Origin of the sequence: Microlunatus sp. Gsoil 973 (genome assembly GCF_009707365.1) — a bacterium.
Taxonomy (GTDB): Bacteria; Actinomycetota; Actinomycetes; order Propionibacteriales; family Propionibacteriaceae; genus Microlunatus.
The window spans coordinates 429,618-454,505 of the sequence record NZ_CP046122.1 but is presented as its reverse complement, the minus strand read 5'-3'; the positions used below and the strand labels follow the sequence as shown (position 1 = coordinate 454,505).

The 24,888-nt window shown below is 66.9% G+C and carries 23 protein-coding genes and 2 pseudogenes; 15 read left to right on the top strand and 10 right to left on the bottom strand.

Going from position 1 to position 24,888, the window contains the following annotated elements; translation table 11 throughout:
- Positions 1-23 precede the first annotated feature (23 nt).
- Positions 24-503 carry a carboxymuconolactone decarboxylase family protein gene (locus GJV80_RS02085; protein ID WP_154686493.1) on the top strand — a complete coding sequence of 160 codons (480 nt, stop codon included), beginning with the start codon at positions 24-26 and terminating at the stop codon, positions 501-503.
- On the opposite strand, the gene dusB is transcribed toward GJV80_RS02085, so the two are convergent.
- The gene (gene dusB, locus GJV80_RS02080) at positions 504-1,679 is read right to left on the bottom strand and encodes a tRNA dihydrouridine synthase DusB (protein WP_154686492.1); all 1,176 of its coding nucleotides are present in this window, start codon (positions 1,677-1,679) and stop codon (positions 504-506) included.
- Positions 1,676-3,064 (bottom strand): glycine--tRNA ligase, encoded by a 1,389-nt coding sequence (locus tag GJV80_RS02075; protein ID WP_154686491.1) that lies wholly within the window; start codon positions 3,062-3,064, stop codon positions 1,676-1,678. The genes dusB and GJV80_RS02075 overlap by 4 nt, the downstream gene beginning before the upstream one ends.
- A gap of 141 nt (positions 3,065-3,205) precedes the next feature.
- Here GJV80_RS02075 and GJV80_RS02070 point away from each other — a divergent pair, with 141 nt between their 5' ends.
- Complete coding sequence (locus GJV80_RS02070; RefSeq protein WP_154686490.1) at positions 3,206-3,991, top strand: maleylpyruvate isomerase family mycothiol-dependent enzyme; 786 nt, start codon at positions 3,206-3,208, stop codon at positions 3,989-3,991.
- A 9-nt stretch (positions 3,992-4,000) separates the two neighbouring features.
- Here GJV80_RS02070 and GJV80_RS02065 read toward each other — a convergent pair whose 3' ends face one another.
- Positions 4,001-4,291, bottom strand: coding sequence for an antibiotic biosynthesis monooxygenase (locus GJV80_RS02065; RefSeq protein WP_154686489.1), 291 nt, complete (start codon positions 4,289-4,291; stop codon positions 4,001-4,003).
- 18 nt (positions 4,292-4,309) lie between these two features.
- Here GJV80_RS02065 and GJV80_RS02060 point away from each other — a divergent pair, with 18 nt between their 5' ends.
- Genes GJV80_RS02060 through GJV80_RS02045 form a run of 4 tightly spaced genes read left to right on the top strand, consistent with a single transcriptional unit; the run spans position 4,310 to position 7,582 of the window.
- On the top strand, positions 4,310-5,344 hold the full coding sequence (locus tag GJV80_RS02060; RefSeq protein ID WP_230208038.1) for a metal ABC transporter substrate-binding protein: 1,035 nt from the start codon (positions 4,310-4,312) through the stop codon (positions 5,342-5,344).
- Positions 5,341-6,168, top strand: a complete 828-nt coding sequence (locus GJV80_RS02055; protein ID WP_154686488.1) for a metal ABC transporter ATP-binding protein — start codon at positions 5,341-5,343, stop codon at positions 6,166-6,168. The genes GJV80_RS02060 and GJV80_RS02055 overlap by 4 nt, the downstream gene beginning before the upstream one ends.
- A complete protein-coding gene (locus GJV80_RS02050) occupies positions 6,168-7,169 on the top strand; it encodes a metal ABC transporter permease (protein ID WP_370518877.1) in 1,002 nt (333 codons plus the stop codon). Before GJV80_RS02055 ends, GJV80_RS02050 begins: the two co-directional genes overlap by 1 nt.
- 14 nt (positions 7,170-7,183) lie before the next feature.
- The gene (locus tag GJV80_RS02045; protein ID WP_154686487.1) at positions 7,184-7,582 is read left to right on the top strand and encodes a Fur family transcriptional regulator; all 399 of its coding nucleotides are present in this window, start codon (positions 7,184-7,186) and stop codon (positions 7,580-7,582) included.
- A gap of 11 nt (positions 7,583-7,593) precedes the next feature.
- Here GJV80_RS02045 and GJV80_RS02040 read toward each other — a convergent pair whose 3' ends face one another.
- The 4 genes from GJV80_RS02040 to melA form a co-directional block, all read right to left on the bottom strand.
- Positions 7,594-8,496, bottom strand: coding sequence for a carbohydrate ABC transporter permease (locus tag GJV80_RS02040; protein ID WP_230208036.1), 903 nt, complete (start codon positions 8,494-8,496; stop codon positions 7,594-7,596).
- Positions 8,496-9,392 (bottom strand): carbohydrate ABC transporter permease, encoded by an 897-nt coding sequence (locus GJV80_RS02035; RefSeq protein WP_154686486.1) that lies wholly within the window; start codon positions 9,390-9,392, stop codon positions 8,496-8,498. The genes GJV80_RS02040 and GJV80_RS02035 overlap by 1 nt, the downstream gene beginning before the upstream one ends.
- Before the next feature lie 2 nt (positions 9,393-9,394).
- Positions 9,395-10,717 (bottom strand): ABC transporter substrate-binding protein, encoded by a 1,323-nt coding sequence (locus GJV80_RS02030; RefSeq protein WP_154686485.1) that lies wholly within the window; start codon positions 10,715-10,717, stop codon positions 9,395-9,397.
- Positions 10,718-10,839: 122 nt separating this feature from the next.
- Positions 10,840-12,186: an alpha-galactosidase gene (gene melA / locus GJV80_RS02025; RefSeq protein WP_154686484.1), complete on the bottom strand. Its 1,347-nt coding sequence runs from the start codon at positions 12,184-12,186 to the stop codon at positions 10,840-10,842.
- A 97-nt stretch (positions 12,187-12,283) separates the two neighbouring features.
- On the opposite strand from melA, the gene GJV80_RS02020 reads away from it, so the two are divergent.
- On the top strand, positions 12,284-13,120 hold the full coding sequence (locus tag GJV80_RS02020; protein ID WP_230208035.1) for a DeoR/GlpR family DNA-binding transcription regulator: 837 nt from the start codon (positions 12,284-12,286) through the stop codon (positions 13,118-13,120).
- A 16-nt stretch (positions 13,121-13,136) separates the two neighbouring features.
- Here the strand turns inward: GJV80_RS02020 and GJV80_RS23490 are convergent.
- The 3 genes and pseudogenes from GJV80_RS23490 to GJV80_RS02010 all read right to left on the bottom strand — a co-directional run.
- Positions 13,137-13,430, bottom strand: a pseudogene (locus tag GJV80_RS23490) (nuclear transport factor 2 family protein); the annotation flags it as partial.
- A gap of 42 nt (positions 13,431-13,472) precedes the next feature.
- Positions 13,473-14,255 (bottom strand): annotated as a pseudogene (locus GJV80_RS02015) (isoprenyl transferase); the annotation flags it as partial.
- A gap of 43 nt (positions 14,256-14,298) precedes the next feature.
- Positions 14,299-15,435: a beta-propeller fold lactonase family protein gene (locus GJV80_RS02010; protein ID WP_230208034.1), complete on the bottom strand. Its 1,137-nt coding sequence runs from the start codon at positions 15,433-15,435 to the stop codon at positions 14,299-14,301.
- 155 nt (positions 15,436-15,590) lie between these two features.
- Between GJV80_RS02010 and kdgD the strand changes: the two genes are divergently transcribed.
- From kdgD to GJV80_RS01970, 8 genes are all read left to right on the top strand, one after another.
- The gene (gene kdgD, locus GJV80_RS02005; RefSeq protein ID WP_154686482.1) at positions 15,591-16,508 is read left to right on the top strand and encodes a 5-dehydro-4-deoxyglucarate dehydratase; all 918 of its coding nucleotides are present in this window, start codon (positions 15,591-15,593) and stop codon (positions 16,506-16,508) included.
- A gap of 34 nt (positions 16,509-16,542) precedes the next feature.
- Entirely contained in the window at positions 16,543-17,826 is a 1,284-nt protein-coding gene (locus tag GJV80_RS02000; protein WP_154686481.1) for a glucarate dehydratase family protein, read from the top strand.
- A 26-nt stretch (positions 17,827-17,852) separates the two neighbouring features.
- Positions 17,853-18,596 (top strand): DNA repair protein RecO, encoded by a 744-nt coding sequence (gene recO, locus GJV80_RS01995; RefSeq protein ID WP_154686480.1) that lies wholly within the window; start codon positions 17,853-17,855, stop codon positions 18,594-18,596.
- Entirely contained in the window at positions 18,583-20,208 is a 1,626-nt protein-coding gene (locus GJV80_RS01990; RefSeq protein WP_154686479.1) for a M1 family metallopeptidase, read from the top strand. The genes recO and GJV80_RS01990 overlap by 14 nt, the downstream gene beginning before the upstream one ends.
- Positions 20,209-20,297: 89 nt before the next feature.
- Complete coding sequence (locus GJV80_RS01985; RefSeq protein ID WP_230208033.1) at positions 20,298-21,635, top strand: ABC transporter substrate-binding protein; 1,338 nt, start codon at positions 20,298-20,300, stop codon at positions 21,633-21,635.
- Between the two features lie 15 nt (positions 21,636-21,650).
- A complete protein-coding gene (locus tag GJV80_RS01980) occupies positions 21,651-22,607 on the top strand; it encodes a carbohydrate ABC transporter permease (protein WP_154686477.1) in 957 nt (318 codons plus the stop codon).
- Entirely contained in the window at positions 22,600-23,511 is a 912-nt protein-coding gene (locus tag GJV80_RS01975) for a carbohydrate ABC transporter permease (protein ID WP_154686476.1), read from the top strand. The genes GJV80_RS01980 and GJV80_RS01975 overlap by 8 nt, the downstream gene beginning before the upstream one ends.
- Before the next feature lie 36 nt (positions 23,512-23,547).
- On the top strand, positions 23,548-24,876 hold the full coding sequence (locus GJV80_RS01970) for a Gfo/Idh/MocA family protein (RefSeq protein ID WP_230208032.1): 1,329 nt from the start codon (positions 23,548-23,550) through the stop codon (positions 24,874-24,876).
- The last annotated feature ends 12 nt before the right edge of the window (positions 24,877-24,888 follow it).

Genomic DNA, 24,888 nt, shown 5'->3' with positions numbered 1-24,888 from the left:
GACGACGAGAAGGAGCACCTGAAATGACGGATGTGACGATCACCACGAAGCGAGTGGACAGCTCCAGCAGCGAGGGCCTGACCAGGCTCGCTCGCTATGGTGCCGACACATTCGGCTACCGGGCCGAGCTCGGTATCGACCGGAAGCTCGCCCAACTCCTGCGGCTGCGTGTGTCGCAGATCAACAACTGCGTCTACTGCCTCGATCTGCATCACGAGGCAGCTCGCGAAGCGGGCATCCACCGACTGGTGATCGATACCCTGACGGCCTGGTGGGAGACCGACTTCCACGACGAAGCGACCCGCGCCGCTCTTGCCTACGCCGAAGCGATCACCCGGGTGCCCGATGCGACCGCCGCCGACGATTTCAGTGACCGCCACGAAGCGCTGGCCACACACTTCGCGCCCGAGGAGATCCTCGAGATCATCGGAGTCGTGATCAACATGAACATCTGGACGCGGCTCAAACTGGCCGAAGGGGCACTCCCGGTGCTCACCGGCTAGCTAGCCGCCGGAGACGCCGAGCTCCGCGCCGGAGAGTTCAAGATCAAGACCACAGGTGTCGGCGAGCCAGCCTTCCGGCAGTGCGACCTTCCCGCGGGGCGAGCCCTGGCGTCCGCGCGGCCGGCCGAGTTCATCGGTCGGATACGGCAGCCCCGGGTCGAGCCGGGAGAGGTGGGCGTCGAGCTCGGCGAACGCGGAGACGGTACCAAGATCATGACGAAGGTCGCCGCCGATCGGGAAACCTTTAAAATACCACGACATGTGCTTGCGCAGGTCCGTCAGGCCGCGCTGCTCCCCCATCAGGCCGGCGAGCAGTTCGGCATGCCGGCGTACCACCGCGGCCACCTCGCCGGAGGTGGGCAACGTCCGGCCGGACCGGCCGGCGAAGGCGTCGGCAAGATCACCGAACAGCCAGGGCCGGCCGAGGCAGCCGCGGCCGATCACCACGCCGGCGGCACCGGTGTGCTTGATCATCCGGATCGCGTCGGCGGCCTCCCAGATGTCACCGTTGCCGAGGACGGGGATGCTGACGTGGCCGACCAGATCGGCGATGGCGTCCCAGTCGGCGGTGCCCGAGTAGGACTGCTGGGCGGTCCTGCCGTGCAGGGCGATCGCGGCGATCCCGGACTGCTCGGCGATCCGGCCGGCGTCGCGGTAGGTCAGATGGTTCTCGTCGATGCCTTTGCGGGTCTTGCAGGTGACCGGGACGCCGTAGGGCTCCGCGGCCTTGACGACGCTGTGCAGGATCGCGCCGAGCAGGTCACGTTTCCAGGGAAGCGCGGCTCCGCCGCCCTTGCGGGTGACCTTGGGCACCGGGCAGCCGAAGTTCAGGTCGACGTGGCCGACGCCGTACTCACCGCAGAGGATCTTCGCCGCCTCCCCCATGTAATAGGGATCGGTGCCGTACAGCTGCACGCTGCGTACCATCTCACCGGGGTCGAACTGCAGCATGTGCAAGGTCTTGCGATCCCGCTCGACGATGCCCCGTGAGGTGATCATCTCGCAGACGTACAGCCCGGCGCCCTGTTCCCGGCAGAGCTGTCGATAGGCCGCGTTGGTGATCCCGGCCATCGGTGCCAGCACCACCGGCGTGTCGACGACCAGTCTGCCGACCTTCAATGGACCAGGGGTCGGAGATTCCTTGAGCTGCGCAGTGGATCCGGCAGTCGTTGTCATGCGCCGATCAGCTTGGGAGCGAGGTAGTCGACCACCTTGTCGATACTCACCCGCTCCTGGGCCATGGTGTCGCGTTCTCGCACGGTGACCGCGCCGTCGGTGAGCGTGTCGAAATCGACGGTGATGCAGTACGGCGTACCGATCTCGTCCTGGCGGCGGTAGCGGCGTCCGATCGCCTGGGCATCGTCGAAGTCGACGTTCCAGTGCTTGCGAAGTTCGGCAGCAAGATCACGGGCCTTCGGCGACAGCTGCTCGTTGCGGGACAGCGGCAGCACCGCGGCCTTGACGGGTGCCAGGCGATGATCAAGGCGCAGCACGGTGCGCTTGTCGACCCCTCCCTTGGTGTTCGGCGCCTCGTCCTCGGCGTACGCGTCGACCAGGAAGGCCATCAGCGAACGGGTCAGACCGGCCGCCGGCTCGATCACGTACGGGGTGTACCGCTCGCCCTTGGCCTGGTCGAAGTAGGAGAGGTCGACACCGGAGTGCTTGGAATGGGTCGACAGGTCGAAATCCGTACGGTTCGCGATGCCCTCGAGCTCGTCGAACTCCCGGCCGGCGAAACCGAAGCGGTACTCGATGTCGACGGTCCGCTTGGAATAGTGCGACAACTTCTCCTGCGGGTGCTCGTAGTGCCGCAGATTGGCCCGGTCGATGCCGAGATCGACGTACCAGTCGGTGCGAGCGTCGATCCAGTACTGATGCCACTCCTCGTCGGTGCCCGGCTCGACGAAGTACTCCATCTCCATCTGCTCGAACTCGCGGGTGCGGAAGATGAAGTTGCCAGGGGTGATCTCGTTCCGGAACGACTTACCGGTCTGCGCGATGCCGAACGGCGGCTTCTTCCGGGCAACCGTGAGCACGTTGTTGAAGTTGAGGAAGATGCCCTGTGCGGTCTCCGGGCGAAGGTAGTACAGCGCCGATTCGTCCTCGATGACGCCGAGGTAGGTCTTCAGCATGGTGTTGAAGTCCCGCGGCGGGGTCCACTTGCCCTTCGTGCCGCAGTTGGGGCAGTTGACCTGGTCGAAGCTGACGGTGTCCGGGTCGTCGATGCCGTGCTTCTCGGCGTACGCCTCCTGCATGTGGTCGGACCGGAACCGCTGGTGGCAGTTCAGGCACTCGACCAGCGGGTCGGTGAACGTGGCGAGATGGCCGGAGGCCTCCCAGGTCCTGGTCGGCAGGATGATGGCCGAGTCCAGGCCGACCACGTCCTCGCGGCCGGTGACCATGGTGCGCCACCACTGCCGCTTGATGTTCTCCTTGAGCTCGACGCCGAACGGGCCGTAATCCCACGCCGACCGGGTGCCTCCGTAGATCTCACCGGTCTGGAACACGAAGCCTCTGCGCTTGCACAGGCTGATGACGTCGTCGAGCTTGGTCTTGGCCACAGGAAGGTTCTCCACCTACTTCGGCGGACACCCGGCTGGCGCCCGCTCCCTCAGCGTCCCAGGCTAGTTGATGACCGCGTCCGGGTCCGATTCGATTACGCCTGTGCGCCGCTGTCCGAACCGCCCGATAGCGTCTCGCCCATGGATCGAGAAGCGGTGATCGGGACCGAATCGGACGTGTTCGCCCAGGTGCTGGCGGATACCGCAGCCGACGCGCGGGTGCCGACCTGTCCGGAGTGGGCGGCCGGTGACCTGCTGTGGCACCTGACCGAGGTGCAGCTGTTCTGGGCCGGCGTCCTCGGCCGCGGGGCGCGCACCGACGCCGACGTCGAGGCCGTCGAACAGGCCAAGCCCGCCCGGCCGGCCACCCTCGAGGAGTCCCTGGCGTTGCGGCAACAGGCCACCGACGCACTGCTGGAACAGTTGCGGAGCCTTGACGACGCCGAGCCGCGCTGGTCATGGTTCGAGGCGGACCAGACCGTCGGCTTCACCCGCCGCATGCAGACCTACGAGGCGACCATGCACCGGGTGGATGCCGAGTTGACCGCCGGCCGGCAGATCAGCCCGATCACGCCCGACGTGGCGGCCGGCGCGGTCGACCATGCCGTCGACGTGATGTGGGGTGGCTGGATGCCGGACTGGGCGCAGTACGAGAAGCGCGCCGTCGGGGAGTTCGTCGCCACCGACACCGGGCAGCGGTGGCTGGTCGAACTCGGCCATTGGTTCGGCACCGGCCCGGAATCGGGCAAGGAGTTCGACGAGGGCATGGCGACCCGGGCGACAACCGGCACCCCGACCATCACGGTGCAGGCGCCGGTGACCGATCTGGCGCTGTGGTCCTGGGTCCGCGGTGGTTCGGTCGAGATCGCCGGCCGGGCCGACGCCCAGGCGGCGCTGGACGCGGTGATCAGCCACGGCATGCCGTAACCGGCCGGGTCACAACTCCATCTGCTGCGGCGATTCGTAGGCCGACGGCTCATCGATCGCCAACGACAGCATGGGGACAACCGTCAGCTTCGCCTGGTAGGAGCCGAGAGCCCGGCGATAGCTGCCGACGTTCTGCCAGCGGGTGGTGATCGTCCACAACGTCGGCTCGTCGAGGTTGCGGCCGACGTCTGCGGTCAGGAATCCGACGGCGCCCGACAGTACGGCGACCGCGGCTTCCGCCCTGGTCGCGAACTCCTGCTCCCGGTCCGCCGGAACGGTGAAGCGGCTGATCGCGATCACCGGATCGCAGTCCCGGCCATGATGATCTTCATCGGCCCAAGATTAGCGCTGGTCCCAAGCAAAGGCCCGGCCGACTTGACTTCCAGCCACCTGGAAATGAAAATGGTTTTCATGACGGGTTGGGTACGGAGATTCGGCGCGGTGATCGGCGTTCTGGCTCTGCTGGCGGCGGCCGGCTGCCGATCGACCGGCACCGATCCGACCGGAGGCGATGGCAGCCTGAGGATCGTCACCGCCTTCTACCCGTTCCAGTTCGTTGCCCAGCGCGTCGCCGGGGCCCACGCCGTGGTCACCAGCCTGACCAAGCCCGGCGCCGAACCGCACGACCTTGAGCTGACGCCCCGCCAGGTCGCCAGCGTCACCGACGCTGATCTCGTGGTGTATGAGAAGACGTTCCAGGCCGCGGTCGACGAGGCGGTCGCGCAGAGCGGCAACCGGAACGTCCTGAACACCGCGACCGTCGTCCCGCTGCAGGACCACGGACCGCTCGGTGATGAAACCGATCACCAGGATCATGCCGGGAACACCAATCTCGACCCCCACGTCTGGCTCGACCCGGAGAACATGATCACGATCACCAAGGCCGTCGAAGGAAGACTTGCCAGCATCGATCCGCGCCACCGTTCCGACTATCACGCCAACGCGGCCGCGCTAACGGCACAGCTGAAGGACCTCAGCGCGAGCTATCGGTCCGGGCTCTCCGACTGCCGGCGTACCGACTTCATCACCTCCCACGCGGCCTTCGGGTACCTCGCCGAACGCTACGGCCTGCAACAGATCAGCATCAGCGGTCTCAGTCCGGACACCGAACCGTCGCCGGCACGGATCGCCGAGGTCCAGCAGTTGGCCAGGCAGCACGGGGTGACCACCATCTTCTACGAGACGCTGATCTCCCCCGCGGTCGCTCGCTCGATCGCCGGTGATCTTGGTCTGCGGACCGATGTGCTGGATCCGATCGAAGGCATCACCGACCAGTCCCGGGGGAAGGACTACATTGCCGTGATGAAGTCCAACCTCACCGCGTTGGCGCAGGCGAACGGGTGCAGCGAATGACGGCGGGTGGACACGTCGCGGAGCCGGTGTTGCGGGCCGAGGACCTGTCGGTCGAACTCGGCGGACTGCCCGTGCTCCGCGGCATCTCACTCACCGTGCATCGCGGAGAGACCGTTGCCCTGCTCGGCGGCAACGGGTCCGGCAAGTCCACCCTGGTGCGGTCGTTGCTCGGCCTGACCCCGTTGCGCCGCGGCCGGGTGCACCTCTTCGGCACCGATGCGGCCCGCTTCAAGGACTGGGCCAGGATCGGGTACGTCCCGCAGCGGTCGACGATCAACCTGACCCGGGCCAAGGTCAGCGAGATCGTCGGATCCGGTCGCCTGGGGCATCGGCTGCCATTCGTCCCGCCGAACCGCGAGGATCGCAAGGCGATCAAGGACGCGCTCGAGGTGGTCGGCCTGAACGACCGCGCAGCAGCCGAGATGCAACTTCTCTCCGGCGGTCAGCAGCAGCGGGTGCTCATCGCCCGCGCCTTGGCCACCAGGCCGGAACTGCTGGTGCTGGACGAGCCGACGGCCGGTGTCGATCTGGAGCACCAACGGATCCTGGCCGACGTCCTGGCCGAGCTGCTGCGCCGCGGCATGGCGATCCTCGTCGTGCTCCACGAGATCGGTCCGCTCGCGCCGCTGGTTGATCGGGCCATCGTGCTGCGCGAGGGCCGGGTGGTCCACGACGGAGACCTGCCCCGGTCGACGTCCGAACTCCATGATCATCACCGGATCGAGCACGGCGGCCACGAGCACACCGCGCTCGACGAGGAGCGGGCCACTCCCCCGGCGCCGTCGGTCGCAGGTCCGCTGGACACCAGGAAAGGACCGGCATGATCGAGATCCTCGGCTATCCGTTCATGCAGCGGGCGCTCATCGCTGCACTCTTCACCGGACTGCTCGCGCCGGCCATCGGCAGCTACATCGTCCAGCGCCGGCTCAGCCTGCTGGGGGACGGTCTGGGACATGTCGCCATCGCCGGCGTCGGCCTGGCGTTGCTGACCGGGCAGGCGCCGATCCCGGTAGCCGTCGTGGTCTGCGTCGCCGGCTCGGTGCTGGTCGAGGTGCTCCGCCAGCGCGGTAAGGCAACCGGGGACGTCGGACTCGCGATCCTGTTCTACGGCGGGCTCGCGGCCGGCGTCTTGATGTCGGCGTTCGCCGGCGGGGGCACCGGCGCGCTGTCGCAGTACCTGTTCGGTTCGCTGACCGCGGTCACCTCCGGCGACCTGGTGGTGATCGGTGTGCTGGCCGTTGTCGTCCTGGTGCCGACGATCGGATTGGCACCGCAACTGTTCGCGGTCAGCGCGGACGAGGACTTCGCCCGGGTGCTCGGTCTGCCGGTCCGGGTCTACAACATCGTCGTCGTCGTGCTGGCGGCGATCACCGTGACGCTGTCGATGCGCACCGTGGGCCTGCTGTTGGTCAGCGCGTTGATGGTCGTCCCGGTCGCAGCCGCGCAGAACCTTGTGCCCGGTTTCTATGCCGCGCTGGGTACGGCGATGGCGATCGGCGTGCTGGTGTCGGTCGGCGGCGCCGCCGGATCGTTCTATCTCGACGCCGCCCCGGGCGCCCTGATCGTCGTCTTCGCGATCGGAGTCTTCGCCCTGAGCTGGCCGATCTCGACGATCCTGGCGAGACGGAGACGCATCCCGGTGGTCATCACCGAGCCGGCGGAGCATCCGCGGATCCCGACTCCGCACGTGCTGGCCGGGACCCATCCGCACCAGCACGGGGATCCGGACTGTGATCATCCGGCGGTGACCCACGGTGATCACCTCGACTATGTGCACGACGGTCACCGGCATGCGATCCACAAAGACCACTACGACGAGCACTGAGCGGGGCGGAAGCGATGACGACAACCAGGAACGGCAACTCCCAGCGGCGGACCCGGCAGCGGGCCGCCGTCGACGACATCCTGCACACCACCGACGACTTCCGGACCGCCCAGCAGATCCACGACGAGCTGCGCCACTCCGACGCCCGGGTCGGGTTGACCACCGTGTACCGCGCTCTGCAGTCGATGGCCGAGAGCGGGGAGGTCGACGCGATTCGCAACGCCGACGGCGAGATGAGCTACCGACGCTGCTCCGGCGGGCACCACCACCATCTGGTCTGCCGCAGCTGTGGGCGTACGGTCGAGGTGACCGGTCCGACCGTCGAGCGGTGGGCCAAGGCGATCGCCGAGAAGCACGGCTTCCGCGACGTGAATCACGAGTTGGAGATCTTCGGCACCTGCGCCGACTGCTAGCGCGCCGGTGATCACGCCTTCAACCCGCTGAACGTCATGGTGGCGATGAACTGCCGCTGGGCGATCAGGAAGAAGATGATCAACGGCGCGGTGGCCACCGCGTTGGCCGCCATCAGCAGGCTCCATTCGGTACGGCGGCTGCCCTGGAAGTTGGCGATCCCGAGCTGGACGGTGAACGCCGCGTCGTTGTTGATCGCGATCAGCGGCCAGACCAGATCGTTCCATGCACCGAGCAGGGTGAAGATCGCCAGCGTCGCCAGCGCCGGCTTGGCCAGCGGCAGGACGATCCGCAGGAAGATCTGCCAGCGGTTCGCGCCGTCGATCATGCCCGCCTCCTCCAGTTCGGCCGGCAGGGACAGGAAGAACTGGCGCATCAGGAAGATGCCGAAGGTGGTCGCCAGCCACGGCACGATCGCCGCCCCGAGCCCGTTCAGCAACCCGAGCTTGGAGAACATGATGTAGGTCGGGATCATCAACAGCTGGGTGGGGATCATGATCGTCGCGACGATGGCAAGGAAGCTGAAGTTCCTGCCCCGGAAGCGCAGCCGGGCGAAGCCGTAACCGGCAAGGGAGCACAGCACGATGTTGGACAGGATCGCCGTTGCCGCGACGATCGTCGAGTTGATCAGCCAGCGGACGATCCCGGTGCCGGTGAACAGGCCGATATAGCCCTGCACGGTGAGCCGGGAGGGGACGAACGGCGGCGGGAAGGTGACCAGGTCCTTCGCCGGGGAGAATGACGCCAGGATCATCTGCAGCAGCGGGATGACGAAGATCAGCGCGGTCGGCGCCAGGAACAGGTGCCACAGGCTCGGCCTCCGATGTCGCCGCCGGCGGGCGGGTGCGGCGACCGCGGTCGCCGCCCGCTCGCCGAGCACGGCCGGCATGCCGCCTGCCATCGGATCGGCCGACATCAGAAGGCCTCCATCCCACGACGGCGGGCGTAGACGACAACGGCGACGGTGATGCCGAGGGTGATCACGAACAACGCGTACGCGGCGGCCGAGCCGTAGCCGAACTGCAGCGAGTGGAAGGCCTGCTCGTAGAGGAAATAGACGATCGTCTTGGTGGCGTCAAGGGGCCCGCCACGGGTGGTCGTGTAGACGAGGTCGAAGAGCTGGATCGCACCGATCGTCTGCCAGATCGCAACGAACACGGTGATCGGTGAAAGATGCGGCCAGACGATCCGCCAGAAGGTCTGCCAGCGGTTCGCGCCGTCGACCCGGGCGGCCTCGATCAGGTCACCCGGAACGTCCTGCAGTCCGGCAAGGTAGATCACCGTGGTGAAGGCGGCCTGACCCCACAGCGACATGATCGCGATCACCACCATCGCCTGGTGCGGGTCCTCCAGCCAACCCTGCGCCGGAACGCCGAGTCGGCGCAGCACGTTGTTGATCAACCCGTACTGCGGGCTGAACAGGTACGTCGCCAGGATTCCGGTGGCCGCCGCCGACGCGACGAAGGGGACGAAGATCGCGGTCCGATAGACGCCGATGAACCGGATCCTGCGGTTCAGCGCGACGGCGAGGAACAGGCCGAGCAGCACCGATGCGGGTACGAAGAGGGCGGTGTACAGGCCGGTGTTGCGGACCGCTGCCCAGAAGTCCTCGTCGGTGATCAGCTTCTGGTAGTTCCCGGCACCGACGAAGGTTGCCTGGCTGAAACCGTCCCACTTCTCCAGCGACAGCCACAACGCCCAGAGCGCAGGAAAGATCGACAATCCGAGGATGATCACGGTGCCCGGGCCGACGAAGCCCCAGCCGGTGAAGGTGTCGCGGGCCGTACGCCTGCGTCGGACGGCGGGCTTCATGGTTACTGGTTCAGAGCCTCGTCGGCGTCCTTGGCGGCATCCGACAGCGCCTGGGCCGGCGTGCCCTTGCCCTGGAGGACCTCCGAGATCGCCTTGCCGATCGCCTCGGACAGACCGGTGTAGCCGGGCACGGTCGGCCGGGCCTGTTTGGCGTTGACCATGTTGTCGGCCATCACCATCAGGCCGGGATACTGCTTGTCCTGTTTCTGGAAGGCGGCCGAGGTCTTCTCCGAGGAGCGCAGCGGCAGATTGCCCATCTCGACGTTGCGGCGCTCGTCCTGCGGCGCATCGGTCAGCCACTTCGCGAACTGGTACGCCCAGTAGGCCCGGTTGGCGTCCTTGTGGTCGAACAGCGCCCAGACGTCCGGACCTGAAACGGTCTGGTGATCGCCGTCGGTGCCGGGCAACCGCACCACACCGTATTTGGTTCCGGCGGTCTTCAGGTCGTACAACTGCCAGGGACCGGAGGTGATCATGCCGATCCGGTCGGCTGCGAACAACTGCCCGAACTTGGTGTCGGTCTGATCGAGGTAGACGCTCTTGTCGTCCACGGCCATGCCCCGCAGGAATTCCAGCGCGTCGACGCCAGGCTGCTGTCCGAACTCGGCCTTCTTGTTGTCCTTGGAGACGATCGATCCGCCGTTCTGCCACAGGTGCGGCCAGAACTGCCAGGTGGTCTCCTCCGATCCTGAGACGGAGTAGGCGTAACCGTAGGTCTGTGACGCCCGATCGGTGAGCTTCTTCGCGGCCGCGCGGAAGTCGTCCCAGGTCCAGTCGTCGGTCGGGTAGGAGGCGCCTGCCTTGTCGAAGACCGTCTTGTTGTAGATCAGAGCGATGTTGTCGACGACAGCCGGAAATCCGATGATCTTGTTCCCGGTCGGTTGTGCGGTGGCCCGCGCCGGCGCGCTGAACTCGTCCCACTTGACGTCGGGCTCAGCGACCTGGTCCCGGATGTCCAGGGTTCTACCCGACGACTCCAGCTGACCTGCCCAGGAGCCGAACGCGTAGGAGATGTCCGGGTAGGCGTCCCCGGCGAAACCGGCGGAGAGCTTCTGCAACAGGTCGTCGGTCTCCGCCGCCCCGGGGCTGACCTTGATCGAGACGTTGGGGTGCTTCTGCTCGAACTCCCGGGCCATGGTTTCGAGCTGCTTCTCCGCGGCATCGGTCTGGCCGGACCACATCTCCAGCTGGACATCGGCCTTGGTGTCCAGCGTGCTGCTGCCGGAGGAGCCGTTGCACCCGGCCGCGGCGAGCGCGACCGCAAGCCCAACGATCACCCCGGTTGCCCGGAGGACTGATCCTCTGGTCCCGATCACACGCCCCATGCCGGCCTCCATCCATCCACGGAAATGTCAGCATCATCGCGAGCGTCCGGCCGATTGCCAATGCATCTGATCAGATCGCTCAATCAGTTTGATCGTTGTTACCGTTTTGTTGCACGCATCGATCAGAGCGCCAAGTCGCCGCCCAGGCTCCGGGGCAGATAGCGGGCGTGCGCCGCCGTGAGATCGTCACAGGCCGCCCAGATCTGCTCCGGAGTGAGCGAGGATGCGGCGTTGGGGTCGACCAGCACTGCCCGGCGGATCAGCTCCGGGTCTCCGGTCAAGGCGGCGGTCACGGTCAGTTCGGCGACCGAGAGGTAGCTGCGGTTCAACGCCGCCCCGACCGGGGGCACCGATCCGAACCGCAGCGGGTGCACCCCCTCGGCGTCCACCAGGGCCGGCACCTCGACGGCGGCACCGCCCGGCAGGTTGTCGATCAGGCCGGCGTTGGGCATGTTGGCGTGGATCTGCCGCCGCGTTCCGGTGATCATCGAGTGGATCACCTGCGGCGCGTACTCCGCCGGCTCTTCAGCCAACTCCAGGGGCCGGCCGGCGGCCAGCGCGTCGCGCGCCTGCTCGAACTCCGCCACGTTCTCCTCCGAGATCTGCAGATACTCCAGCGGGGTCAACCGGTAGCGGGCGATCTGCTCCTCCGACCGCAGGAACCAGGAAAGGTACTCGGCGGAGTGTTCGCTGGTCTCGGTCGGATAGAAGCCGACCCGCCGGAAGATCTCCACCCGCACCCGGCGCACCATCTGCGGGTCGCCGGCGATCACCTGCCGCAGCAGCGGATACAAGTCTTCGTCACCGCGTTCCCAGGTGGTCAGCCAGGACTGATGATTGACCCCGCCCGCTCGGTAGCTGACCTCCTCGACCGGCACCTTGATCAGATCGCAGAGATCGTGCACCGTCCAATAGACGCTGTGACACAGCCCGACCGCCTTCAGCTGTGGCGCGACGACCGAGAGCCACCAGATGTTCATCGCCATCGGATTGGTGTAGTTGAGCAGCCAGGCGTCGGGACAGAGTTCGATCATGTCGCGGGCCAGCGCGGACAGCACCGGGAAGGTGCGTAGCCCGCGGAAGACGCCGCCGATCCCGGTTGTGTCCCCGATGGTCTGGCGCAGGCCGTAGCGCGCGGGGATCTCCAGGTCCGCGCGGGTCCCGTCGATGCCGCCGACCTGGACCATGTTGATCACGAAGCCGGCGCCGTCCAGTGCCTCGCGGCGGTCGAGCGTTGCGACGACGTCGGCTTGCCGTCCGAGGCGTTCTCGGACCTGTTCGGCAGTGCCCCGGGCGACGTCGAGCCGTTCGGAGTCGATGTCGTACAACACGATCTGCAGCGGCGGCAGATCGTCGAAGCCGAAGAGATCGGTCAGCAGTTGTCGGGTGAAGACCACACTGCCGGCGCCGACGAACACGATGCGCGGAGTCCGGGACCCGGTGCGGGGCGACACCGCCTTGGAGGTCATGGTCCGATCATTGAGCGATCCGCACAGTCCGGGCAATGATCGGCCCCGATTCAGGTCTAAACTGCTCAAACCTATTGCTCACTCTCGTGGAGCCATCGTGACCGCAAGCCGCGAGGAGTCGTACGGCGGCTCGAACATCGCCGGGGTCAGCTCGGGCAACCGATCCCGTCGGATGCTGGCGATCCTGGAGATCGTCTCCGAGCGCGGCTCGGTCGACCTTGCCGAACTCGGCACACGACTGTCGGCCTCCCCGGCGACGCTACGTCGTGATCTTGCCCATCTGGCCGAGCAGCAGCTGTTGATCCGCACCCACGGCGGAGCCTCGTCCAGCGAACGGGGCGCCGAGCTTCCGGTCGCTCTGCGGGACACCCAACACCAGGCCGCCAAGCGAGCGATCGCCCGCGCGGTCCCGGCCATCCTGCCGCTGCAGGACCGTCACGTGGTCGCCCTGAGCGGTGGTACGACCACGGCCCACGTGGCGCGCCAGCTGGCCTACCACTCCAACCTGACCGTGGTCACCAACTCGTTGACCGTCGCCGGGATGTTGGCTGATCACCACGAGATGCGGGTGATGATGACCGGCGGCTTCCTGCGCCACCCGTCCCTGGAGCTGGTCGGCGGCCTGGCCGAGGCCGGCTTCAACGCCGTCAACATCGGTACCGCGATCCTCGGCGCCGCAGGCGTCTGTGCCGACGCCGGCGTGACCACCCACGACGAGACCGAGGCCAGGACCAACCATGCGATGGCGGTCAGCGCACAACGGACCGTTGTCGTCGCGGACGGGTCCAAGATCGGCAATGCCGCGCTGGCACGGATGGTGGAGATCACCGACATCCAGATCCTGATCACCGACAGTTCGGCCGATCCGACCGAACTGGAGAAGATCGGTGCCACCGGTGTCGAGGTCGTCGTTGCCGACGATCAGCGCCGGTGATCCGGACCCCCGTCGTTCACGGCTCGTCGTGGAAGACGATGTGCAGTTCCCGGACCTGACCCTCCGGGGTCCAGACCAGCCGCATCCCGCCGGTCCCGCCGGTGGTCCAGGCGAAGGTGATCACCGATACCCCGGGCCGGTGTGTCGATTCCAGCACCCGCAGGGTGTCGGTCGGCGGGTTGTCCCGATAGCCGGCCTCGATGGTGCTCCGACCTCGGTACGGCCCGGCCGGGACACCGCGGAAGGTCATGATCGCGTCCGGCGTGAAGCCGGCGACGAACCGGTGCCAGTCGCCGGAGTTCACCGCATCGTTGAAGGCGTCGACATGGGCGGCACCCCAGGCCGGTTCCCGGGTCGCCTCCGTCGAATTGGCAACGGCACCGCCGTAGCGACGCTCCCTGGCCGCGTACAGCTCGACCGCGTGCCACAGATCGCGACGGTCGAAGTCGGGCCAGAGCCGGTCGAGGAAGACCATCTCGGCGTAGGCGGACTGCCAGAGCAGGAAGTTCGAGGTGCGCTGCTCCCCCGATGACCTGACGAACAGGTCGACGTCGGGGATCTCGGGCTCGTCGAGATAGCGGCGGAACCTGGCCTCGGTGATCTTGGCCGGGTCCAGCCGGCCGGACGCCGCCTCCTCGGCGATCCGGCGGGCCGCGTCGGCGATCTCGGCACGCCCGCCGTAGTTGACGCAGAACTGCAGGGTCAGCACGGAGTTGCCGGCCGACTGGCGCTCGGCGATCTCCAGTTCGTTGATCACGCTCCGCCACAACCGCGGTCGCCGGCCGGCCCAGCGCACCCGGACCCCCATGGCGTCGAGTTCGTCGCGCCGTCGGTGGATCACGTCCCGGTTGAAGCCCATCAACCAGCGCACCTCGTCCGGCGACCGCCGCCAGTTCTCGGTCGAGAAAGCGTAGGCGGAGAGGTGCTTGACCCCGATCTCGATGGCGCCCTCGATGACGTCGAACAGCGCCGCTTCACCGGCGGAATGTCCCGCCGTCCTGGGCAGGTTCCTGGCCTTGGCCCAGCGGCCGTTGCCGTCCATCACGATCGCGACATGATCGGGCAGCTTGTCCTTGGCGATCTTGGGCGGACGTGCCCCCGTCGGATGCGGTTTGGGCGGCAACGGCTTCTTCACAGGCCAGACATTATCGACTGGTGGTTCGACCGCCGGTTCCTGCTCAGCGGGCGACGATCCCCTCGCCGCCGGCTCCCGACGGGACGGCCACCGAGCCGATCCGGGTCAGCGACCCGTGCGCGCCGATGGCGAACTCGTCAACCAGGCCGGCCGCACCGGTCTGCACGTACAGGTTGCGGCCGTCGGTGCTGACCGCGGCATCAACGGTCCCCGGATCGGTCGCCGTCGTCGCCAACGGCGTCAGCGAGCCGTCGGCGGCGATCCGGTAGCTGCTGATGGTCGCGCTGCCGGCGTTCGACGCGTACGCGACACCGTTGTCGACAACGACCCAGCACGTTGCCTGTTGGCCCGTCAGGGCGCGGTCGAGCAGATCGATGGTTCCGTTGTGCCGGACAGCGAACGAGGCGATCGAGTTGGTGCCCGCCTCGGTGGTGATCAGATGTCCCCTGCTGTCGAAGTCGAACCCGAACGGCACCCTGCCGTCCAGTGGCGTGACGACCGGCCTGCTGGACAGCGCGCCGAGCAGGCCGACGCCGAAGGTCTCCACCGAACTGCCGTCGCCCTTGGTGCTGATCACCAGGCGACTCCGGTCGGGGGTGAAGCTGATCTGTGCCGGGGTACTGGTGAACTCCGGCGAGGCGGCGGGATCGAAGCCGAGCTGACGGTTCCAGGCGTTGACCTTGATCAGGTGTCCGGCAACGTTCAGGTAGCCCTGGACCGAACCGCCGTCGCGGGCGTTCAGCACATAGACGGCGGTGCGCGATGCCGCGATGCTCACCGGGAAGTCGCCGCCGGAGTTGATCACCTGTTCCTTGACCAGGCGGTCGCCGACGACCTTGAAGTTGGTGATGGTGTCGCTGCCGGCATTGACGGCGTAGAGGTGATCACCCTGCCGGACGAGTGAGCCCTGGGAGGCGAGGTGATCGATCTGCGATCCACCGAGAACGCCGCCCTTACCGCCGGTCGGATAGACACCGTCAGGCCGCAGCGTTCCGGACCGGCTTCGGTCGTAGGCGAGGATGGCGTTGCCGTTCGGGTCGTCGTTCTGCACGAAGACCGTTCCGCTCGAGTCGTGATGGGTCCGATGGAGTGCCGGGGTCGCCGAGGCGAGGGGCGCGCCGCTGGTGACCAGAGCTGCTGCCGCAAGGGCCGGCACGATGACGCGGGTCCGCAGTTTCATTTCTGTTGATCTTTCTGTGTGGTGATCGGATTGCTCCATGAAACGACGGATCGGCGCGACCGCAGCGTGATGAGGGACATCGGTCATCGGTCCGTAAGCGCCGGCCGATACTGTGGCGCCAAGCGTCACCCGACCCGCCGACGTCGAGGGAGATCATGAGCGACCACACCCCGAACGATCTTGCTGCCGCGCTTCCCCGGGGACTGTTGTCGTTCCCGGTCACCTACTTCACCCCGGAGCTGGATTTCGATGAGCAGGGTTATGCCGGGCACATCGAGCGGCTCGGCGGGCATCCGGTGGCAGGGCTGTTCGCGGCCGGCGGCACGGGTGAGTTCTTCTCGCTCACTCCCAGCGAAGTGATCACTGTGGTCAGGGCGGCCGTGCACAGTGCGCCGGCCGGTGTCCCGATCCTCGCGCCGGCCGGTCGTGAGACGCGCACCGCGGTGGAACTTGCCCGGACTGCGGAGGAGTCCGGAGCGGACGGGATCCTGTTGTTCCCGCCCTATCTCACCGAAGCCGAACAGGACGGGCTGGCCGCTCATGTCCGACAGGTGTGCTGGGCGACGTCGCTCGGCGTGATCATCTACAACCGCGGCAACGCCCGGTACGCTCCCGGCACCGTGGAGCGGCTCGCGGCGGACTGCCCGAATCTGATCGGCATCAAGGACGGCATCGGTGATCTCGAGCAGATGACCCAGATCTATGCCCGGATGCGGGAGCGGTTGATCTACATCGGCGGCCTGCCGACGGCCGAGGTCTTCGCGATGCCGTACCGGCAGCTCGGACTGAGCACGTACTCGTCGGCGATCTTCAACTTCGTGCCGGAATTCGCCTGCCGGTTCTACGCTGCCGTGGATAACGATGATCATGAATCCGTCTACCGGATGCTCAGCGACTTCGTGCTGCCGTTGATCGATTTGCGCAATCGTGGCAAGGGATACGCGGTCAGCATCGTCAAGGCCGGGATGCGGGCCGTCGGACACCCGGCCGGCCCGGTCCGTCCGCCCCTGACCGATCTTGATGATCAGGAATACGCGGAGCTGGCTGCACTGATCTCCAAGATCACTGAGTGACCCGGCCCTGACGGACCCGACAGAAGGAGACGCCATGTCCAAGATCACCGCCGTGCGGGTCACCCCGATCCTGATCGCCGATCCGCCGCTGCTCAACGTGCAGGGTGTGCACCAGCCGTACACACCGCGAACGATCGTCGAGATCGAGACCGATGGCGGAGTGGTGGGCGTCGGCGAGACCTACGGCGACACCGACTATCTGGCAGTTGCCGAGGCGTACGCTCCGAGCCTGGTGGGCGGCGACCTGAACGCCGACCTGTCGCCGGCTGCCGTCCGCGACTGCGCAACACGGGTACAGCTGTCCCGGATCGACAACACCGTCCAGGCCGAGGGTCTGCGCGGCAGCCGGTCGGTGACCAAGATCGCCAGCAGCGTGGCCTCCGCCTTCGAGGTGGCGATCTTCGACGCCCTCGGCCGGCAGACCGGACTGCCGGTGCACGCCCTGCTCGGCGGCAAGGTCAGGGACCGCGTCGAATACAGCGGCTATCTCTTCTACCGCTGGGCCGAACACCCCGAGCCCGGCGGTCCGGCCGACGACTGGGGTGCCGCTCTCGACCCGGCAGGCGTTGTCGCCCAGGCCCGGCGGATGGCCCGTGACCACGGCTTCACCTCCTTCAAACTCAAGGGCGGCGTCTTCCCGCCGGCCGAGGAGGTGGCCGCAGTGAGGGCGCTGGCGGACGCCTTCCCCGGCCAGCCGCTGCGCCTGGATCCCAACGGCGGCTGGACCGTGGGGACCAGCCTGCAGGTGGCTGCCGAACTCGAGGGCATCGCGGAGTATCTGGAGGATCCGACGGTCGGCACTCCGGGTATGGCGGAGGTGGCGGCCAAGACGTCGCTGCCGCTGGCGACGAACATGTGTGTCACGGCGTTCGAGGAGATCCCGGAGGCGTTCCGGACCGGTGCGGTCCAGGTCGTGCTCTCCGATCACCACTACTGGGGCGGGCTGCTGGCCACCCGCGAACTGGCGGCGATCTGCCGCACCTTCGGCGTCGACCTGTCGATGCACTCCAACACCCACCTGGGCATCAGCCTGGCCGCGATGACCCAGGTGGCGGCGACCATCCCGGGCCTGCGCTACGCCTGCGACACCCACCGGCCGTGGCAGACCGAGGACGTCATCACGGTCCCGCACACGTTCACCGACGGCTGCCTGCCGGTCACCGACGCCCCCGGTCTTGGCGTCGAACTCGACCGGGACAGTCTTGCCGCATTGCACCAGCGCTGGCTCGACCTGCCCGAGTACCGCACCCGGGACGATGCCGCCGCGATGCGTCGGGTGCGCCCGGACTTCGCTGCGCCGAAGCTGCCCATCTGGTAGTCGCAGCGATGAGGAACAATGGCTGAGTGCCGACCTATCGCGATGCGGCCGTCGTGCTGCGCACCCACAAGCTGGGTGAGGCGGATCGGATCATCACCATGCTCACCCGCGAGCGTGGCAAGATCCGCGCGGTGGCCAAGGGCGTACGGCGCACCTCGTCGAAATTCGGCGCCCGGCTGGAACCCTTCAGCCACGTCGACATCCAACTGGCCACCGGACGCACCCTGGACGTCGTCACCCAGGCCGTCACCCTGGACGCCTTCGGACAGGGCCTGATCGGCGACTATCCCCGCTACACGGCCGGCGAAGCGATGCTGGAGATGGCCGACCGGCTCGTCGCCGAGGAACGCGAACCTGCGCTGCAGCATTATCGGCTGCTGGTCGGCGCGCTCCGCGTCCTGGAACGCGGCAGCACGGCCGACGGGCCGCGGCCGGCGTCGATGATCCTCGACTCCTACCTGTTGCGATCGCTGGCCGTCGCCGGCTATGCCCCGTCCTTCGGACCCTGCGCCCGGTGCGGAACGATGGGGCCGCACCAGGCCTTCGCCGCCCCGCTGGGCGGAGTGGTCTGCGAGAGCTGCCGGCCACCGGGCTCGGCGCGCCCCGCGGCAGAGACCATCGCGCTGCTCGGCGCCCTGTTGGAGGGCGACTGGCCGGCCACCCGCGACGCGGAGCCGTTCGTGATCAAGCAGGCCAGTGGGCTGACCGCCGCGTACGCGGTCTGGCATCTGGATCGCAGTCTGAGGTCTCTCGCCCATGTCGAGCGCTGACCGGCCCGGGCCGGGCGGGCGAACCTTCGGGAGACCCCCGGCCGACGCGCAGTTCGGGCCGCAGACCCCGCCACCCCGGGTTGTCGGGCCGGTCCGGCCGCGCCGCAGGGTGCGGCCGTCGACGATCGTGATCATCGCCCTGGTCGTGATCATGGTCGCCTCGGCCGTCGTGATCCCGTACGCGGCACCAGTGGTGGACCGCTGGCTGCAACAGCAACGCCCTCCGGATCACACGGTGCCGCACGACCCCGGACCCCCGGTCAGTACCGGCAGTGACGATCGCGGCGGTCCGGGCGTCGGTGACCCGTACTATCCCGACTACGGCAGCAGCGGCTACAACGCGCTGAAGTACACGATCGACCTGAACTGGGCACCGACGCAGCAGGTCCTCTCCGGCAACACCAGGATCGATGCGCGCTCTGACCAGCTGCTGCGATCCTTCTACGTCGACCTTGTGCTCCCGGTCACCAAGGTGACCGTCGACGGTCGACCGGCCACCTTCGACCGGGAGGGCATCTATGACGTTCGGATCGTTCCCAGTAGGGCGATCCCGGCACACAAGCGGTTCGACGTGACGGTCAGCTACGGCGGGAATCCTGCCGACTACCGCAACGGCAACATCACGCCCTGGCTGGTCACCAATGACGAGGTCACCGCCGCCAGCGAGCCCGAGGGATCCGCCTGGTGGTATCCGGCGAACGATCACCCCTCCGACCCCGCCACCTACGACGTGTCGGTCCGCGTACCGGCCGGGCTCGACGTGATCAGCAACGGCCGGCTGATCTCTCGCGACAGCCGCGACGAACCGCGGTTCGACACCTGGCACTGGGCGACCGACCAGACCTTGGCCACCTATCAGTCGCTGCTGTCGATCGGGCGGTACGAGATCAAACAGGGCACCGCCGACGGCAGGCCGTACGTCTATGCCGTCTCCGACCAGCTGGGCAAGAAGGACCGGGCCCGGGCGTTCGCCAATCTCGCGCGGACGCCGAAGATCATCTCCGACGAGGAGGGCGTCTACGGCCCCTACCCCTACGACGAGATCGGTGGACTGGTGCCCGGCCACCGGCTCTGGTACGACGGCCTGGAGTCGGCGACCCGGCCGGTCTATGCCGCGCGGGACATGACCCGTCCGAACGCGTCCGGCCTGCTCACCCACGAACTGGCCCATATGTGGTTCGGAGATCACGTCACGCTGAAGGAATGGGACGACATCTTCATCAGCGAGGCGTACGCATCGTTCACCGCCTGGTGGCGGGCCGAGAAGACCGGCGGCCGGTCAGCCGATGATCAACTGCGCCGGACCTACGACGCCTACGCCAACCAGCCGGGGTTCTGGCAGATCAGCATGATCGACCCCGGCCGCGATCACCTGTTCGACGCCGTGTACCTGCGCGGGCCGATGACCCTCCAGGCCCTGCGCCGGGTGATCGGCGACGACGCGTTCTTCCGGTTGTCGCGGCGGTGGGCTCAGCGCGGCGGCGTGCACAGCCTGGAGGATTGGATGCAGCTGGCCGAGCGAGTGAGCAAGAAGGACCTCGACGGCTTCTTCCAGGCCTGGATCTATGGCCCAACACCGCCGGCCAAGACCGCCGCGAACGGCTTGGCCTGATCCGTTACGGAAAGCGATTACGGAGTGCTGCCGCCGCGGCGTTGAAACCTTCCACGCAGGAGTTGACCTCAGCTGGGGAAGACCATACGGTGCTTGCGGAAAGCGGTTTTTCACTGTGGAAGGTTGCCGCATGGGTTTCAACAGAAGGCAGTTTCTTGCAGGCGCGACGGTCGCCGCGTCAATCAGCACCCTCGGGCTCACTGCCTGCTCGGGGAAATCATCGTCGGGCGAGGGGGCCACTCTCAGCTTCGGCTGGTGGGGCAACGACGTCCGGAACAAGGGAGACCGATCAGGCCATCAAGGCCTACACCAAGGCCAATCCCAAGGTCACGGTCAAGCCGCAGCCGGGCGAATGGGACAGCTACTGGGACAAGTTGTCGACCGAGGTCGCGGGAAAGAACGCGCCGGACGTCATCCAGATGGACATGGCCTACATCAGCCAGTACGCCAAGAACGGCACGCTGCTCGACCTCAGCCAATACGGCGTGGACACCTCGAAGTTCGCGTCCGGCACGGTTGACGCCGGCAAGATCGACGGGAAGCTCGTCGGCGTGAATGCCGGCATCAACTCCCTGACCATGATGGCCGATCCCGAGCTGTTCGAGAAGGCGGGCGTCGACCTGCCGGACGACACCAAGTGGACCTGGGACGATTATCTGAACATCTCCGTCGAACTGCAGGCCAAGGGACCGGCCGGGACGACCGGCACCCAGTGTGCCTTCCCCACCGACAACCTGCTGCAGATCTGGCTCCGCCAGAACGGCAAGGATCTCTACACCGCCGACGGTCTGGCGTTCGACGCCGAGGACCTGACCACCTATCTGAACATGATGGTCGAGTTCATGAACGCTGGTGCCATGCCGACCGCCTCGGCGATCAACGAAGAGGTCGGCAAGTCGATGGACCAGAGTGCGTTCGGGATGGGCAAGCAGGGGTTCGCGCTCTACTGGTCCAATCAGCTGGCGGCGATCAACGAGGCCTCCGGCAAGACCATGACGATGTTGCGCCCGCCGACGGTCGCCGGCGACTCCACCCAGCGCAACGCCTGGTACAAGGCGTCCATGCTGTGGTCCGGATACGCCGGGACGAAGAACCCCGAGGCCGTCGGGAAGCTGATCAACTGGTGGGTCAACAATCCCGCGTGCGCCAACATCTGCCTGGACGAGCGCGGCGTTCCGGCCAACACCGAGATGGTCAAGGCCATCGAGCCCAAGCTCACCGATGCCGGCAAGGCGACGGTGAAGTACCTGGACGACATCAAGCCGGAACTCGGCAAGACGCCGCCGGCTCCGCCGCCCGGCAGCAGCGAGATCGGTGACATCATGCAGCGGCACACCAACGACATCCTGTTCGGCAAGGACAAGCCGGAGACCGCTGCCCCGAAGATCATCAGTGAGCTGCAGGCCGCCATCAAGAACGCACAGTAAGCGATCCGTCAGCCGATGAGTGCAATCTCCGAACTGACCTCGCTCCGGCGCACCCGGGCGAAGACAGCAGACGAGCGGCGACAGCAACGCAAGGAGAACGGCCGGGACAACAAGGCCGGCTACCTCTTCCTGCTGCCGTGGCTCATCGGCCTGGTGGTGATCACCATCGGGCCGATGTGTGCCTCGCTGTATCTCTCGTTCACCGACTACAACCTGCTCCAGCCGCCGAAATGGGCGGGACTGGCCAACTTCCAGCAGATGCTGCATGACGAACGTCTGCACCAGTCCCTGAAGGTCACCTTCATCTACGTGTTCGTCGGCGTCCCGCTGCAGTTGGCGCTCGCCCTGGCGATCGCCATCCTGCTGGACAAGGGCATGAAAGGTCTGTCCTTCTACCGGTCGATCTTCTATCTACCGTCGATGCTCGGCGGTTCGGTGGCCATCGCGGTGCTGTGGCGACAGATCTTCGGCACCGACGGTCTGGTGAACCAGGTACTGCGGCTGATCGGAATCGACAGCCACACGGGCTGGGTCTCCGACCCGCGGTACGCCCTGGGCACGATCATCATCCTGCACATCTGGACCTTCGGGTCACCGATGGTGATCTTCCTGGCCGGCCTGCGACAGATTCCGGTGATGTACTACGAGGCGGCCGCCGTCGACGGTGCCAGCCGGTGGTCGCGGTTCTCCAAGATCACCATGCCGCTGTTGTCACCGATCGTGTTCTTCAACCTGGTGTTGCAGATCATCGGCGCGTTCCAGTCCTTCACCCAGGCCTTCGTGGTCTCCGGTGGCAGTGGCGGACCGTCGGACTCGACGCTGTTCTATACGCTGTACCTCTACAACCGGGGATTCGCGAATCTGCAGATGGGTTACGCCTCGGCGATGGCCTGGCTGCTGCTGGTGATCATCGGCGGGTTCACAGCGATCAACTTCTTCGTCTCCAAGTACTGGGTCTTCTACGATGACTAGCACCATCGCTCCCACCCCGACCACCCGCGAGCCGGCAGGCACCCCGCGGACGACGCCAGGTCGTGGGGGCCGAACAGCGTCCCGGATCAGGTCGGTGATCAAGCACATCCTGCTGATCGCCTGCAGCCTGCTGATGATCTATCCGCTGCTGTGGATGCTGATCAGCTCGTTCCGGCCGACCAACACGATCTTCCGGACGCCCGGACTGTGGCTGCGCGACGCCACCCTGGCCAACTACGGTCACGGCTGGCACGCGCTGAGCCCGACCTTCGGCCATTACCTGATCAACTCGGGCATCGTCGTTCTGGGCGCGATCATCGGCAACGTGATGTCCTGCTCGCTGGCGGCGTACGCCTTCGCCCGGCTCAAGTTCCGCGGCCGGACGCTGTGGTTCACGATCATGCTGCTGTCGATCATGCTGCCGATCCACGTCGTCGTCGTGCCGCAGTACATCATCTTCAACAACCTCGGCTGGGTGAACACGTTCGTCCCGCTGATCCTGCCGAAGTTCCTGGCCACCGACGCGTTCTTCGTCTTCCTCGCCGTGCAGTTCATCCGCGGCATCCCCAAGGACCTCGACGAGGCCGCGCGGATCGACGGATGCGGACACTGGGGCATCTTCTCCCGGGTGATCCTGCCGCTGATGGTGCCGGCGATCGCCACAACGGTGATCTTCACCTTCATCTGGACCTGGGGTGACTTCTTCACCGCGTTGATCTATCTGACCTCACCCGACAAGTACACGACCCCGATCGCGCTGCGGCAGTTCCTGGACGCCACCAGCGGCAGCGACTGGGGTGCGATGTTCGCGATGTCGATCGTCTCGCTGCTGCCGGTCTTCCTGATCTTCCTGTTCGGCCAGCGCTATCTGATCAAGGGCATCGCCACCACCGGCATCAAGTAGGCCGGGATCAGAAACCGTCTCCACGAGAGGAATGCAGTGACCAAGGGACGCTATGTCGTTGTCGGAACAGGCCACCGGGTCACCATGTACCTGGGCGCGATCTCCGGCGCCCATGCCGGCGATGCCGAACTGGTCGGGCTGCTGGACCGCAACCCCGGGCGCGTGCAGTATCACCTGGACCGGCTGCGGCAGCGCGGGTTCGACACCAGCGGTGTCCGCACCGGAGCCGGTGATGACCTGGAGCAGGTGATCGCCGAGCAGCAGGCGGACCGGGTGATCATCACCACCCCCGACTTCACCCACGCCGACTACATCGTCCGCGGCCTCGACGCCGGGGTCGACGTCGTGGTGGAGAAGCCGCTGACCATCAACCCGGACTACGCCCGGCGGATCGTCGATGCCGTGGAGCGGTCAGGCAAGCAGGTCGTGGTGACCCACAACTATCGGTACTCGCCGCGGAACAGCGCCCTGAAGGAACTGGTCAAGTCCGGGCGGATCGGCACCGTGCTTTCGGTCACCTTCGAGTGGGTGCTGGATACCGCTCACGGAGCGGACTACTTCCGGCGGTGGCATCGCGACAAGGCCAACTCCGGCGGCCTGCTGATCCACAAGGCGTCCCACCACTTCGACCTGGTCAACTGGTGGATCGCCGACGTGCCGCAGCAGGTCTACGCCCGCGGCGGGGTGAAGTTCTACGGCGCCGAGAACGCGGCGGCCCGAGGCGTGGGTGAGCGACCGGAGCGCGGCACCCACGACGGACCGCACACGCCGTGGGAACTCGACCTGCGCAACGACCCGACGCTGCAGGCGCTCTACCTGGACAACGAGCAGTACGACGGTTACCGGCGGGATCAGGACGTGTTCGGCCGGGGAGTGACCACCGAGGACAATCTGGCGGTCGTGGTGGACTACGCCGGCGGCCCGGTGCTGTCGTACGCACTCAATGCCCACTCGCCCTGGGAGGGCTACCGGGTCGCGATCAACGGCACCGAGGGACGCGCCGAACTCGAGGTGATCGAGCGTGCGGCGGTGCTCACCGACGATGAGGGGAATGTGGTCGTCGATCCCAGTGCGCTGCCGGAGGACGCCGGGCGGCACGGCGGTCAGCGGCTGACCCTTCAGCGGCACTGGCAGCCGGCGGTCGAGGTGCCCATCCCGGAAGGGGTCGGCGGGCACGGCGGTGGCGATGCGCTGCTGCTGAAGGACGTTTTCCAGGGACCCGGTGACGATTGGCTGGAGCGTCCCTCGGACTGGAAGGACGGCCTGCGCTCGATCTCGGTCGGGATGATGGGCAACGAGTCGCTGCGCACCGGCGCCCCGATCACCCTCGACGACCTGAAACTCGGCGTCGACCTGTCCCGCTGACCCCCGCCCCCG

Coding starts and splice junctions, on each gene's coding strand:
- GJV80_RS02085 (WP_154686493.1), top strand. CDS start 24: ATGACGGATGTGACGATCACCACGAAGCGAGTGGACAGCTCCAGCAGC.
- dusB (WP_154686492.1), bottom strand. CDS start 1,679: ATGACAACGACTGCCGGATCCACTGCGCAGCTCAAGGAATCTCCGACC.
- GJV80_RS02070 (WP_154686490.1), top strand. CDS start 3,206: ATGGATCGAGAAGCGGTGATCGGGACCGAATCGGACGTGTTCGCCCAG.
- GJV80_RS02060 (WP_230208038.1), top strand. CDS start 4,310: ATGATGATCTTCATCGGCCCAAGATTAGCGCTGGTCCCAAGCAAAGGC.
- GJV80_RS02055 (WP_154686488.1), top strand. CDS start 5,341: ATGACGGCGGGTGGACACGTCGCGGAGCCGGTGTTGCGGGCCGAGGAC.
- GJV80_RS02045 (WP_154686487.1), top strand. CDS start 7,184: ATGACGACAACCAGGAACGGCAACTCCCAGCGGCGGACCCGGCAGCGG.
- GJV80_RS02040 (WP_230208036.1), bottom strand. CDS start 8,496: ATGTCGGCCGATCCGATGGCAGGCGGCATGCCGGCCGTGCTCGGCGAG.
- GJV80_RS02035 (WP_154686486.1), bottom strand. CDS start 9,392: ATGAAGCCCGCCGTCCGACGCAGGCGTACGGCCCGCGACACCTTCACC.
- GJV80_RS02030 (WP_154686485.1), bottom strand. CDS start 10,717: ATGGGGCGTGTGATCGGGACCAGAGGATCAGTCCTCCGGGCAACCGGG.
- melA (WP_154686484.1), bottom strand. CDS start 12,186: ATGACCTCCAAGGCGGTGTCGCCCCGCACCGGGTCCCGGACTCCGCGC.
- GJV80_RS02010 (WP_230208034.1), bottom strand. CDS start 15,435: ATGAAACTGCGGACCCGCGTCATCGTGCCGGCCCTTGCGGCAGCAGCT.
- kdgD (WP_154686482.1), top strand. CDS start 15,591: ATGAGCGACCACACCCCGAACGATCTTGCTGCCGCGCTTCCCCGGGGA.
- GJV80_RS02000 (WP_154686481.1), top strand. CDS start 16,543: ATGTCCAAGATCACCGCCGTGCGGGTCACCCCGATCCTGATCGCCGAT.
- GJV80_RS01990 (WP_154686479.1), top strand. CDS start 18,583: ATGTCGAGCGCTGACCGGCCCGGGCCGGGCGGGCGAACCTTCGGGAGA.
- GJV80_RS01980 (WP_154686477.1), top strand. CDS start 21,651: ATGAGTGCAATCTCCGAACTGACCTCGCTCCGGCGCACCCGGGCGAAG.
- GJV80_RS01975 (WP_154686476.1), top strand. CDS start 22,600: ATGACTAGCACCATCGCTCCCACCCCGACCACCCGCGAGCCGGCAGGC.